This is a genomic window from Tenacibaculum sp. AWR4_210, from assembly GCF_056160945.1.
In genome coordinates this window covers 1-14289 of the sequence record NZ_JBSWYF010000008.1, presented here as the reverse complement: position 1 = coordinate 14289, position 14289 = coordinate 1, and the positions used below count along the sequence as shown (strand labels likewise).

The window sequence follows — 14289 nt, the reverse complement described above, 5'->3', positions numbered from 1 at the left end:
AGTTCACTCATTCGCAATGTTATCTACATAGAATGTTGTAATTTGGCATAAAATAGTAGGTCGTTTCACAGCCTACTATTTTATTTTTTATTCTTTATACGCAAAGCTTCATGAAAAAAATAGTATGTATTGCACTGAGCTTAGCCTTTTGTGCTTGTCAAACCAGAACAAAAAAAACAGGACTTATCGCCGATAATGCTATGGTCGTTTCTGCACGAGCAGAAGCTTCAGAAATAGGAATCTCCATCTTAAAAAAAGGAGGAAATGCCTTTGATGCTATGGTAGCTACGGAACTAGCTCTAGCAGTATCTTACCCGTATGCTGGGAATATTGGTGGTGGTGGTTTTATGGTCTACCGCATGAACAACGGTGACATCGGTGCTCTAGATTATCGAGAAAAAGCACCCCTAGCCGCCCATAGAGATATGTACTTAGACAGCCTAGGCAACGTCATCCCAAACAAAAGTACTCTTGGAGCAACAGCTGTTGGTGTTCCTGGCACCATTGCAGGTGTTTTTGAAGCTCACAGAAAATTTGGAACTTTACCAATCGAAGATATCCTAACTCCTGTTATTAATTTGGCAAACAAAGGCGTTGTCGTGACTGAAAAACAATACAAACGCCTCAACAAACACCGTCCAAACTTTTTTAAAGCCAACACAGATACCATACTGCTTGCCAAACATTGGCAAATTGGTGACACCATCCAATACAAAGCGCTGGCCAATACACTGACTCGCATCAAAAAGCATGGACGCGATGAATTTTACAAAGGTGAAACAGCACAAAAGCTGGTGGATTTTCTTCAAAAAATGGGAGGCTATATCACCTTGGAAGACTTAGAAAAATACCAGGCTAAATGGAGAACACCAGTGAGTATTTCCTACGACGATTTGACTGTTGTTTCAATGGCTCCTCCTTCAAGTGGAGGAATTTGCCTAGGCCAAATACTGAAAAGTATTGCTCCCTATAACATTTCACAATACGGGCATAACTCACTAAAGAGCATTCAATTAATCACCGAAGCAGAACGCAGGGCCTATGCGGATAGAAGCTTTTATTTAGGTGACCCCGATTTTGTAACGGTACCTACAACTAAACTGCTCAACGATACATACATCGAGGAACGAATGAAGAATTTCTCTTTTGATAAGGCGACTAAATCAAGTGAAGTTGGCCACGGAAATATAGAAATTGTCGAAAGCGATGAAACAACGCACTACTCCATTGTCGACTCATTTGGAAATGCTGTTTCTGTCACCACTACCATAAATGGTGGTTATGGATCAAAGCTTTACACCAGTGAACTGGGCTTTTTCCTCAACAATGAAATGGATGATTTTAGCAGTAAACCCGGTGTACCCAATATGTTTGGACTTGTAGGTGCGAAAGCCAACGAAATCATGCCCGAAAAACGCATGTTGAGCTCTATGACCCCTACCATCATTGAAAAAAATGGCAAGCTTTGGATGGTTGTCGGAACTCCCGGCGGCTCTACAATTATCACCTCTGTACTACAAACCATACTCAACGTACACGAGTACAATATGAGCATGCAAGAAGCTGTAAACCAACCTCGATTTCACCACCAATGGCTACCAGATGTCATTCGTATGGAACCTGACGGTTTCGATGCCAATCTAAAAAAACAACTCACTGAAAAAGGCTATCACATCGATGAAAGTAATGCTCCTGTATTAGGCAAAGTAGACGCGATACTAGTGCTACCTAACGGAAAGTTAGAAGGAGGAGCTGATTATCGTGGTGACGATACTGCTAAAGGATTTTAAAAAAAGGCTTCGGCCTTTTTTTTTATAGATAGGAATCCGCAACGAATCCGACTAAGTGATAAATTGGGTTATTATGAGATCACTTTTCTTCCTCCTTTGCTTTTACTCTTTGGCTCTCCAAGCCCAAGAAATACAACTCCATACCTTAGACAGCATCCTAAACACAAAAACCGAAAAGGTTCAACGTATTCAAAACACCTGGCAATTTGAAATTGATCAAACGCTTTTGATATGCATCACGGATACCACTGCAAACAGAATGCGAATCATGTCGCCTATAGTCTCGATAAAACAAGTACTACCAGAACAAATAATTCATGCCATGACTGCCAATTTCCACACCGCACTTGACGTTCGATACGCCATTTCAGACGGTGTATTATGGTCCGTTTTTACACATCCCTGGCGTCCCTTAACGACTTCTCAATTTTCCGATGCCGTTGCTCAAGTACTACAGGCGAACAAAACTTTTGGGACGAGCTACTCGAGTACAACTATAGGTTTTCCTCCACCTAAAGTAAAAAAAGACACCACCAAACGCAAAGAAAGTAAACCTATCCTCAAAATATAATTTCTAGATACGCAGTGAAACCTTACTTTTGCAACATGCGAATTGATATTATTACTGTAGAACCCGATTTAATAAAAAGTCCTTTTGAAAATTCAATGATGAAAAGGGCTATAGAAAAAAACCTAGCCGAAGTACATTTCCACAATCTCCGTGAGTATGGTTTTGGCAACTACCGTCAAATAGACGATTACCAGTTTGGAGGTGGTGCAGGCATGGTACTGATGATAGAACCTATAGCTAAGTGTATAGAAAAACTAAAAGCCGAGCGCGAATACGATGAAGTTATTTATATGACTCCAGATGCTAAAACACTGAATCAAGCTACGGCAAATACCTTATCACTTAAAAAAAACATCATCATATTAACAGGGCATTACAAAGGCGTTGATCAACGCGTACGAGACCTGTTTGTCACTCGCGAAATTTCTATTGGCGATTACGTACTCACTGGTGGTGAACTCGCTGCTGCTGTTTTGTGTGATGCTGTCATTCGATTGTTACCTGGAGTTCTCGGTGATGAAACTTCTGCTCTTACAGACTCTTTTCAAGACAATTTATTAGCACCTCCTGTATATACGAGACCCGCGGACTACAACGGACTCAAAGTGCCAGAGATATTGCTTTCAGGGAATTTCCCAAAAATTGAAGAATGGAGAGCTGATCAGGCCTACAAACGAACAGAAATGATACGACCTGACCTATTAGAAGATTAATTTAACGACTGTAAAACGCAAGCCTTTGAAATCACTACAAGCCTTTGCGCAAAAGCATCCCGCTCTTGCCTTTATTTTAGCATTTCAACTTTTCAGATTTTTATTGCTCCCTTTTATGGGGCTCATGCCTCAGGATGCTTATTATCATTTTTATGGAGAAAACCTTTCGCTCTCCTATTTTGATCACCCTGGAATGATTGGCTATATACTAAGAGGCTTTACACTGGTTTTCGGTAAATTCGTTTTTGTCGTAAAATTAGCAGACTTCACCGTGACCTCGTTAACCATATGGAGTTTTTACCAATTAGCATTAAAATTCCTATCAAAACATCGGGCAGGACGTGCTTTAGTTTTGCTAGGTTCCACGCTCTTTATCTCGATTTTATCGTTCAATTCAACGCCTGATGTTCCGTTGCTACTCTTCTGGACCCTCAGTGTATTGAGCTTATACTGTGCTATTTTCGAAAACAAAAAAATATACTGGATATGGGCAGGAATCGCCATGGGCTTGGCTTTTGACAGTAAGTATACCGCTGTTTTATTGCAATTTGGGTTACTTAGCTTTTTACTGTTTTCAAATCGCTATCGCAAATTATTACTCAGCCCTTGGTTATGGATTTCACTGCTGTTATCCGCTGCAGTTACCTTTCCGGTATGGTGGTGGAATTATCAGCATGATTTTGCATCCTTTTTATTCCAATCGTCTAATAGGACTTCCTCGATGTCAAAGTTTAAGCTGCATCCTAACTTTTTCTTTGGAGCTTTAGCACATCAGCTAGTATTATTACTTCCTATATTGTTTGGTCTCTTTTTGGTTTTCACTTGGAAGTATATTAAACGTGCTTTAACTAAACTTACTTTACCTCCAACGAAAACACTTTTCTTACTCGCCTTTTTCATCCCTACATTTGTGGGCTTTATGAGTTTAACCCCTATCTATTGGGTGAAACTAAATTGGCTCATGCCATCCTATATCACAGGAATTATTTTAGCGGGAATGTTTGTTCGAAAAAAACAACTCAAAATACAAGTAATCATTTCTGTAGTACTGCATGTTTTAGTAGCGGCTCAAGTAGTGTTCTACCTCGTCCCTATCAAAAGCGATGATACCTGGGTAGGTTGGGAAGCATTGGCGACAGAAACCCAAGAATTACTGGACAAGAACCCGAATTCCTTTGTCTTTTCTGACGACAAATACAAAACCTCGGCGGCGCTAACCTTCTACCTCAAAGACAAAGTCTACGCCCAAAATATATTGGGTAAACACGCATTGCATTTTGACTACCTCGGAGACGATTTATCAACATTAGCCGGAAAAAATGCATTGTTTATAGATTCTGACACGCGATTCAAAAACAGTGATAAATCGAATAAAACACCAGAACTACTTGAAAAATATTTTAAGAAAGTAGAACAACTCACTCCAATCATCATAGAAAAAAACGGTAAAAAGTTGCGAAAATTCTGGGTTTACCGCTGTACTCATTACTTACCTACTCCTTAAAGAGTTGGTAGACAAAAACATTTTTCACGGTCCTTCCATTTCTCAACACTGGAAGGACTACTAAACACTCCATACGCTGGTAAAGATGACTATAAATCTCTGATGGCCTTCTAAAATTCCTGCTATCCGTGATGTACAGCACTCGTTGTAGATCGAGAGCTTCATACTCTTTATTAATCCAATAATACTTGTGAATATCGCGCAAATTCCCCAAACCATACACCTTCATTCCGAGGGGATGCGCCACATAATAATCAATATGCGCTGCCGGAAACCACTTGTCAGAAACAATAGGTAATTCTGTTAACTGCTCTTCCTTAAAAAATTGTTTCAACTTCCTTCCTACTTGCTTCCAACCGTACATATCCATTAACGCATCACGCCTACCAGCTAATTCTGGAGTTTCTACTTTAGGATCTGGCAAAAGCCAACCCGTATTGATAGTTATACTTGCCACGATAAGCAAGACATAGAAAGTAGCCAATCCTATACCTAATTTTCTAATAGAAATAGCCTTACTTACGATATAAAAAGCTAACAACGGAATCAAGGTTAAATAAGCAACTCCAGACCAGTGCGGTAAGGTGGGACGAAACATTGACAAATACAGTGAAACCAAAACTAAAGGTAAGGCAAAACACATAAAAATTCTTGTATACTGATGGTTGAGCACCAGTCGTTTTTTCCATAACGCCAGCATTGTCAACAAAAGAATCACAAACACATACGGATTGCTATATAGTACTTGCCCCAACAATTCTCGTCCAAAAGTAGTCCCATTAAATTCAGCGCTCAAGAGCGACACTCGATCTCCATGAAATCGGTAACTGATAAAATCATTCTCAAAATTCCAATACCCCACAAGACCAATGGCAACAACCGGAAACAACAAACCTAAGAACACCGCAGCTTGTCGCAACCATTCCCGATTGTAAATCAACAAATAAGCAAACAGCCCCACTAGTAAAAATAAGGCTTGGTACTTTGAATACATAGCACAGCCAGTAAAGAACAGACCAAGTACCATAAAGCGACGATTCGTTTTATTAGGCTCATAAGGAATCGATTTCATAAAAAAGTAGCAAGCCAACAACCAAAAGAGCACTAAGGGAGCATCCGGTAAAATAAAAGTTCCGGCAATAATGCCTCCGTATATACTTAAGTTGTATAAAATCACAGCAACAAAACCAGTTTGCTCATCTCGTAGCATTGCTCCCATCAAATATACCACATACATAGCTATGGTTGCTGGGATTACTGCCGCCAAACGTACAGCTAGCTCTGTCTCCCACCAAAGATTTCCGGTAAAAAACTGAATGAAGAGTCCCACAAATCCCGGGTGATCAAAATGGCTTAGCGCTGGATACTTGGCATATAACCAATAATAAACTTCATCGTTTCCGAACTCCAATGCATTAGCCAAAAACAAACGTACTACTGTACTTACACCTAATAAATACAAGGTATACCTGTGATATTTCTCCATTAATGTACGCTTGCTGTTGGTTTGGGATTAAAAAAGAAACTCATACTCATAAAAGCAATACAGCAACCTATAAAAGACCCCACAAAAACATCCAACAGAAAATGTTGAGATAAATACACTCTTGAAAGTCCGGCTATCATTGCGAGTGCCAACCAAACATATTGACTTTTACACTTTCTAAAATACAAGCATAAAATGGTAAACACAGCAAAGGCTGTTGTAGTATGCCCGGAAGGAAACGAGTGCCAAAAGGCCATTTTCACCCCTTGCACTAAATGCAGTTCTTCTCCTGACATAGCTCCTAAAGGCCTAGCTATTCCATAAAAAATCACCTTTTTCAACAAATGAGTTATTAACAAAGTAAGTACTCCACTCGTCAAAAAAACCAATGCCATTTTCCTGTTTATAAATAAAAACACCAAAACCAACACCCCGAACACAGCTCCATCACCAAGATGGGTACTGTACTTAAAAAACCAATCAAAAAAAGGATGGTGATAGCTATTCATCAATTTGTGCAAGCTAAACTTATTCATACTGACTATCAAAATGAAACTAGCCATAAAAAACACGGAATACAACACATAGGTTTGTACTCGAATGCTCTCTAACAAATACCGTAAATTGTGCAAAGCGCCAACAGTCCAGATTTGCCATTTGTATTTTTGTGGAATTTTAGTGGTAATATGTATCCCCATAACAGCGGTAATTTTAGAAAATAAAACTACCTGCACTATGTTTATACAAGCTTAGGGAAACTTTAAGTATACTTAAACAATCGACTACTACTTCACACAAAGACAACAATTTAATAAGCTATTCAAAAAACTATGATAACCTAAAAATAATTAGACTAGTAGCTTTTCTTTTCAGAAAAAAAAACTAAATTTGCACGCACAAAAATCAACCTCTGACGAAAATCGTGAATGTTGCTTTTCGTAAAACATAAAAAACAAAAAAATGGAATCTTTAGTAAAATTTGTACAAGACGAATTTGTAACAAAAAATGAATTACCTGAATTCGCTGCTGGTGATACAATCACTGTATACTACGAAATTAAGGAAGGGAACAAAACACGTACTCAGTTCTTTAAAGGTGTAGTAATCCAACGCAGAGGAAACGGATCTTCTGAAACTTTTACTATCAGAAAGATGTCTGGAACAGTTGGAGTTGAGCGTATCTTCCCAGTTAACTTGCCATCAATCCAAAAGATCGAAGTAACTAAAAGAGGTAAAGTTCGTAGAGCTCGTATCTTCTACTTTAGAGGTCTTACTGGTAAAAAAGCAAGAATCAAAGAAAGAAGAAACTAATAGCTTCAAAAAGCATTTTAAAAAGCGCCGTTTTACGGCGCTTTTTTTATTAACAATTGTTGACAGCACACCCAACTTAAATTGTTGATAACAAAACACTTAAAACAAAAACACTTTTGCCATTTCTCCGTATCTTTGAAACAGCCAGTAAATGCTTTGGTATTCATGTTAACGTTAAAGAGATGGTAGTCAACATACTATTTGGTACATTGAAAACATCCATTGCAAGAAGTAATAATAGTTATTGAATTAATTAAAAGTCGTTTACTGGAGGGAGATGTTCTCCTTGAAATTGAAAAGCTAATTTGTTCATAGCAGCTCAATTTCTGAAAGCCATATTAGCCAATTTACCTAATATGGCTTTTGTTATTTCTAACAAAAAGACAAAATTCCTCTAAAATTTTACACTATCTTCAATTATAACACTCAATTTATAAGAATTATCTACTAAAAATTTCACCACTTATTCATAAATTTGCCTGACTTCAAAATATTTAATTAAAATTTACTTATGAATAATACGGCTAAAATCATGTATACAAAAACGGATGAAGCCCCAGCTTTGGCTACTCGTTCGTTTTTACCTATCGTAGAAGCATTTACTAAATCTTCAAACATCAGTATTGAAACTAAAGATATTTCTCTTGCAGGTCGTATTCTTGCTAATTTCCCTGAATACTTAACTGAAGAGCAACGCGTTGAAGATGCGTTGGCATTTTTAGGTGAATTGGCTAAAAAACCAGAAGCTAATATCATTAAATTACCGAATATCTCTGCTTCAGTACCTCAGTTAAAAGCGGCTATCAAGGAACTTCAAGGATTGGGATATGCCTTGCCTGACTACCCTGAAGAGGCAACATCTGAAGAAGAAAAAAGCGTATTAGCTCGTTACAATAAAATAAAAGGGTCAGCTGTAAATCCTGTTTTAAGAGAAGGTAACTCAGACAGGCGAGCTCCTAAAGCTGTAAAAAATTACGCGAAGAAAAATCCACACTCAATGGGAGCTTGGGATGCGAATTCAAAGACGCACGTAGCTACCATGACTGAAGGAGACTTCGCTCATAACGAAAAATCAACAACAGTAGCAGCTGCTACTGACGTACGCATTGTTCATACAGATGCTGACGGAAATACAACTACATTAAAAGAAAAAGTAAGTTTGCTTGCCGGTGAAGTTATAGATGCTTCGGTAATGAACAAACGCAAACTTGTAGCTTTCTTAGAAGCACAGGTTGCAGAGGCTAAAGAGCAAGGTGTCTTGTTTTCATTACACATGAAGGCAACGATGATGAAAGTTTCGGACCCAATCATTTTTGGACATGCCGTACGCGTATTCTTCAAAGACCTTTTTGAAAAGCACGGTGCTACTTTTGACAAAATTGGAGTGGATGTAAACAATGGTTTTGGAAATTTACTTGCGAACTTAGAAAGTTTAAGTCAAGAAGAAAAAGCAGCGATCTTAGCGGATATCGACGCGGTATACGCTAACAGTCCTGATTTAGCTATGGTTGACTCAGACAAGGGAATTACCAATTTACACGTACCTTCTGATGTTATTATCGATGCTTCTATGCCTGCCATGATCAGAACATCAGGGCAAATGTGGAACAAAGAAGGAAAAACTCAAGACACGAAAGCAGTAATTCCTGATAGTTCATATGCTGGACTTTACCAAGAAACGATTGACTTCTGTAAGCAAAATGGAGCATTTGACCCTACTACTATGGGAACCGTTCCTAACGTAGGATTGATGGCTCAAAAGGCCGAAGAGTACGGATCACACGATAAAACTTTTGAAATGACCGCAAACGGTAAAGTTCAAGTTATCGATGCTGCTGGAACCGTTTTACTAGAACACGAAGTAGAATCAGGTGATATCTGGAGAATGTGTCAAACCAAAGATGCCCCTATTCAAGACTGGGTTAAATTGGCTGTTACTAGAGCAAAAGCGACGCAAACTCCTGCAATTTTCTGGTTGGGAGCAAACAGAGCTCACGATGCTGAATTGATTAAAAAAGTTGAAAAGTACTTACAAAATCACGATACCGATGGATTAGAAATTAAAATCCTATCGCCAATCGAAGCAACTAAATACACCTTAGCTCGCGTTAAAGAAGGAAAAGATACTATTTCTGTTACTGGAAACGTATTGCGTGACTACCTTACTGACCTCTTCCCTATTTTAGAATTAGGAACTTCTGCAAAGATGTTATCAATAGTTCCATTGATGAACGGTGGAGGATTGTTCGAAACAGGTGCTGGTGGATCTGCCCCTAAGCACGTACAACAATTAACTTCTGAAAACCACTTACGTTGGGATTCATTAGGAGAGTTCTTAGCACTTGCTGTATCATTAGAGCACTTGAGTACAACTACAGGTAACGCTAAAGCTAAAGTACTTGCTGATGCCTTGGATGATGCTACAGGACTACTTTTAGACAACAGAAAGAGCCCATCTAGAAAAGCCGGAGAGCTCGACAATAGAGGGTCACACTTCTATTTAGCACTTTACTGGGCTGAAGCTCTTGCAAATCAAGATACAGATACTGAATTAAAAGCTGAATTCGGACCGATTGCTGAGGCTTTCAAGGCCAATGAGTCTGCTATTGTTGATGAGCTGAACCAAGTACAAGGTGGCGCTGCCAATATTGGTGGTTACTACGAACCAAACGATGAATTAGCTAACGCTATTATGCGTCCTAGTGCACTATTAAACGATTTATTAGCTAAGTTTTAATAGTTATACAACAATTAAAAGCAGGCTAAGGCCTGCTTTTTTTATACCCTTCCCCCTACTTATTTTTAATCATTTTGAATTACCCATTCATCCGTATAACTCGGTAATTCAACGATATTTGACCTTAAGTTTACGTACTATATTTGTACTTTTGACCCTATGAACTTTGAAAAGACTACAGAACGAGACTCTCTCTATCAAAACCTTGAAGACATGAGTGTTAACGAACTGGTTTCTAACATCAACAAGGAAGACCAAAAAGTTGCCCTTGCCGTAGAAAAAGAGCTAAACGCCATCACAAAGCTAATTGAGATTGTTGTACAGCAACTCAAATCTGGCGGTCGCTTATTTTACATTGGAGCCGGTACTAGTGGACGACTCGGCATTGTCGACGCCAGTGAATGTCCTCCAACTTTCGGTGTCCCACACGAATTGGTTGTAGGTATCATAGCTGGAGGAGATCAAGCCATTAGAAAAGCAGTGGAATTCGCCGAAGACTCGACAGACCAGGGATGGCGTGATTTGGAAGCACACGAGATAACGACGAATGATGTCGTAATTGGTATTGCTGCCTCAGGAACCACTCCTTATGTGATATCAGCCTTGGAAAAATGCAATGAAAAAGGCATCCCTACAGGTTGTATTACCTGCAATGCGGAAAGCCCACTTGCAAAAACAGCCAACTATCCAATCGCTGTTGTGGTTGGGCCGGAATTCGTCACGGGAAGCTCGAGAATGAAAGCAGGAACGGCACAAAAATTAGTACTGAATATGATATCCACCGCTACTATGATTCAGTTGGGCAAAGTAAAAGGTAATAAAATGGTAGATATGCAACTCTCTAACAACAAATTAGTAGAAAGGGGAATTAACATGTTAGTTTCAAACCTAAATATCGACAAAGCACGTGCAGCAACCTTATTAAAAAAATACGGAAATGTGCGAGAAGCAATGGAAAACTACCGCAGTAATCAGTAATATATGGAGCAAAACTTAAAACGACTACTCATACTTTTAGGCTTGTTAATTTTTTCCCCCCTCGTATTAAACATAGCCTTCAAAGCATTAAGAATATTTAAAGACTACCCCAAAGTATTCCTTGCATATATTTTATTAATTGCAGGAATTTTATTAACTTTATATAGCGTATATTATGGTTTTCGAACCTTCAAAGGGATAGTTGACACACTTTTTAAAGAATAAGATTTGAGGATAATGAACAAAATTCAAAAATTATTGAATTGGGAATATTGGCCGTCGAGTATGTTTTACTTGCCAAATGTTCCTTACGCCTTCTATCTTGCTTATAAAGCAAAACACCCTGCTTTTTTTACGGCTGTTAACCCGAGTATCAAAAGCTCTGGAAACGGAACGGAAAGTAAGTACGCTACACTTCAATTAATCCCTCAAGCCTACAGACCAAAATCAGTACTAGTTTCCCCAAACACTAGTTTTGAAGAAGTTCTAGGGCAATTAGCAGATCAAAAAATAGAGTTTCCCTTAATCGCAAAACCCGATATTGGCTTTAGAGGCCTGTTGGTTCACAAAATCAAAACTACTTCTGAACTACAGCGCTATTTAACAAAATATCCAATCGCTACCATTATTCAAGAATTTATAGAGTATAAAAACGAATGTGGTATCTTCTACTATCGCAATCCCTTTGATAACTGTGGACAAATTACTTCAATTACCCTAAAGAAATTCCTTACGGTGATCGGTGATGGAACATCCACTGTAGAAGAACTGATTTTGAAAGACGAAAGAGCGAAATTGTATAGAACGTTAATTGAGGAAAACGAGGATATCGATCTGTCGTATATCCCGCGTTTAAATGAAGAAGTTTTTCTTTCGGTAATCGGAAATCACTGCAAGGGAACACAATTCATTAATGGAAGTCACCTCGTGTCTCAAACACTTCAAAACACTTTTGACAAACTCAATAAAAGTATTGATGGCTGGTATTATGGACGACTCGACATCAAATACAACAGTTTTGAAGAATTAGAACAGGGGCTAAATTTTAAAATCCTTGAAATTAACGGGATTATTGCTGAACCCACTCATATCTATGACAGCAATAACTATACTTATTTCAAAGCTCTTAAAGAAATCAGAAAACATTGGAAAAATTTATATCAAATAGCAATAACAAATCATAAAAAATTAAATACTCCGTATAAAAGTTCTATGGAGTTTGCAAAAGAGATTTTACATTTAAAAAACTATATATCAACTGTTAAAAACCTTAATTAAGTACTACTTTTGTGACTTAACTAAGGCAAATAACGTCTAATATATATATAATCCTTACTCTCACTGAAAAAACACTGGTTTTCAGTGAATTAATATCGTTATATTATGAAGAGAATACTTACTATCCTAATTTTAGTCCTATCTTCCATCAGTCTTTACGCGCAGGTAAAGATTGGAGATAATCCGAATGTCATTAATAGCAATTCCGTTTTGGAACTCGAAAGCAATAACAAGGTTTTAGTTATTACTCGTGTTACCGATGCACAGATGAATGCTATTTTCCCACTTCAAGGTGCCCTAGTGTACAACACAGATGAAGATTGTGTGTATCAATACAACGGCATGGTTTGGGAAAGTCTTTGTGCGGCAACTAATACCCGTCAATTACTATTTAATGAAATTACGAAAGAATTGACCCTAGGAGATTGGGGAACCGTAAACTTGAGTTCGTTAATCAACGATGCGGATAGTGATCCGACGAACGAAATTCAAGTACTTACCTATGATAACGCAACCAATACCTTAAACTTACTTAACGGTGGTAGTGTAAATTTAGGAACAGTAATCAAAACAATTGAAACATTAACTACCATTGTAGAAAATACAGATGGGACATTTACCTATACTGCAGAAAATGGAGTTCCAACGGTAATTGATGTTAAAAATTTAGAAACGCTTACTCGAATTAGTTTAAATGCTGATAATACGAATATTGATTACGTGGATGAGGACGGTACTACTACCCAACTAAATTTGACGAATCTCGTTCGAAATATTGAAACCAAAACAACACTGGTTGATAATGCTAACGGAACCTTCACGTATACCTCGGAAGACGGTAGTACTCAAGTAATCTCAAAAGCAGATTTAACCGATAATGGTAACGGTACCTTTACGTTCACAAACAACGATGGTAGTGATGTTACCTTTACCCCTACCGCCAGTGGTACCACCTATAATAACGCAACTTCTGGATTAACAGCGACAACCGTTCAAGCTGCGATTGACGAATTAGTTGCTGCAAATAATAACGATAAAGATCAGGTTATAGGTAATGAGATTGTAAATGCTACAGACGCTACCCTTATTAGGAACGGTAGTGGTACTGAAGCTGATCCTTTTACGATTGATATTGCTAACGGAGGAGTTACGGCAAATGAAATTGCAAATGATGCAGTAACAGCGGCTAAAATAAATGCTGATGTAGCAGGTACTGGTTTAACACAAAACGGTGCGGGTGCCTTAGTAGTTGATCCGACTGCCTTTAATGGTGACGGTAACATTACCTCTTCTGACTTAACCGTTGGTGGTGATGCAAACGCTTTACTTGGAGATGTTACATTAGAGATCGCTACAGGTGCTGTTGGAACTACAGAATTAGCTGACAATGCAGTGACTACTGTTAAAATAAACGATAACGCTGTAACTACTGGAAAGATTAATGACGATGCAGTAACGGCTGCTAAAATAAACGCGGATGTTGCAGGTACTGGTTTAACACAAAACGGTGCGGGTGCCTTAGTAGTTGATCCGACTGCCTTTAATGGTGACGGTAACATTACTTCTTCTGACTTAACAGTTGGTGGTGATGCTAACGCTTTACTTGGAGATGTTACACTAGAAATCGCGGCAGGTGCTGTTGGAACTACAGAATTAGCTGACAACGCAGTAACTACTGTTAAGATCAATGATAATGCTGTAACTACAGGAAAAATCAATAACAACGCAGTAACTACCGCAAAGATCAATGACGATGCAGTAACAGCTGCTAAAATAAACGCGGATGTTGCAGGTACTGGTTTAACACAAAACGGTGCGGGTGCTTTAGTTGTAGATCCGACTGCCTTTAACGGTGACGGTAACATTACTTCTTCTGACTTAACGGTTGGTGGTGATGCAAATGCTTTACTTGGAGATGTTA

At 38.4% G+C, this 14289-nt stretch carries 12 protein-coding genes; 10 read left to right on the top strand and 2 right to left on the bottom strand.

Annotated features, from left to right (window positions below; translation table 11 throughout):
- The first annotated feature begins 110 nt into the window (after positions 1-110).
- From ggt to ACXAG7_RS14835, 4 genes are all read left to right on the top strand, one after another.
- Positions 111-1790: a gamma-glutamyltransferase gene (gene ggt, locus ACXAG7_RS14850; RefSeq protein WP_476667298.1), complete on the top strand. Its 1680-nt coding sequence runs from the start codon at positions 111-113 to the stop codon at positions 1788-1790.
- A 73-nt stretch (positions 1791-1863) separates the two neighbouring features.
- Positions 1864-2361, top strand: a complete 498-nt coding sequence (locus ACXAG7_RS14845; RefSeq protein WP_476667297.1) for a hypothetical protein — start codon at positions 1864-1866, stop codon at positions 2359-2361.
- Positions 2362-2396: 35 nt separating this feature from the next.
- The gene (gene trmD / locus ACXAG7_RS14840) at positions 2397-3074 is read left to right on the top strand and encodes a tRNA (guanosine(37)-N1)-methyltransferase TrmD (protein WP_408044435.1); all 678 of its coding nucleotides are present in this window, start codon (positions 2397-2399) and stop codon (positions 3072-3074) included.
- A 25-nt stretch (positions 3075-3099) separates the two neighbouring features.
- The gene (locus ACXAG7_RS14835; protein WP_476667296.1) at positions 3100-4578 is read left to right on the top strand and encodes an ArnT family glycosyltransferase; all 1479 of its coding nucleotides are present in this window, start codon (positions 3100-3102) and stop codon (positions 4576-4578) included.
- Here the strand turns inward: ACXAG7_RS14835 and ACXAG7_RS14830 are convergent.
- On the bottom strand, positions 4568-6064 hold the full coding sequence (locus ACXAG7_RS14830) for an ArnT family glycosyltransferase (protein ID WP_476667295.1): 1497 nt from the start codon (positions 6062-6064) through the stop codon (positions 4568-4570). The two genes, ACXAG7_RS14835 and ACXAG7_RS14830, sit on opposite strands and share 11 nt — an antisense overlap.
- Positions 6064-6762, bottom strand: coding sequence for a phosphatase PAP2 family protein (locus ACXAG7_RS14825; RefSeq protein WP_408044438.1), 699 nt, complete (start codon positions 6760-6762; stop codon positions 6064-6066). The genes ACXAG7_RS14830 and ACXAG7_RS14825 overlap by 1 nt, the downstream gene beginning before the upstream one ends.
- Positions 6763-7024: 262 nt before the next feature.
- Between ACXAG7_RS14825 and rplS the strand changes: the two genes are divergently transcribed.
- From rplS to ACXAG7_RS14795, 6 genes are all read left to right on the top strand, one after another.
- Positions 7025-7375, top strand: coding sequence for a 50S ribosomal protein L19 (gene rplS / locus ACXAG7_RS14820; protein WP_408044439.1), 351 nt, complete (start codon positions 7025-7027; stop codon positions 7373-7375).
- A gap of 511 nt (positions 7376-7886) precedes the next feature.
- A complete protein-coding gene (locus ACXAG7_RS14815) occupies positions 7887-10112 on the top strand; it encodes an NADP-dependent isocitrate dehydrogenase (RefSeq protein ID WP_476667294.1) in 2226 nt (741 codons plus the stop codon).
- A gap of 159 nt (positions 10113-10271) precedes the next feature.
- Positions 10272-11090 carry an N-acetylmuramic acid 6-phosphate etherase gene (murQ, locus tag ACXAG7_RS14810; RefSeq protein WP_476667293.1) on the top strand — a complete coding sequence of 273 codons (819 nt, stop codon included), beginning with the start codon at positions 10272-10274 and terminating at the stop codon, positions 11088-11090.
- Between the two features lie 3 nt (positions 11091-11093).
- Positions 11094-11315: a DUF6095 family protein gene (locus ACXAG7_RS14805; protein WP_408044442.1), complete on the top strand. Its 222-nt coding sequence runs from the start codon at positions 11094-11096 to the stop codon at positions 11313-11315.
- Positions 11316-11327: 12 nt separating this feature from the next.
- Positions 11328-12368 (top strand): ATP-grasp domain-containing protein, encoded by a 1041-nt coding sequence (locus ACXAG7_RS14800; protein WP_408044443.1) that lies wholly within the window; start codon positions 11328-11330, stop codon positions 12366-12368.
- A gap of 105 nt (positions 12369-12473) precedes the next feature.
- A partial coding sequence (locus ACXAG7_RS14795) for a beta strand repeat-containing protein (RefSeq protein ID WP_476667292.1) occupies positions 12474-14289 on the top strand: 1816 nt, incomplete at its 3' end.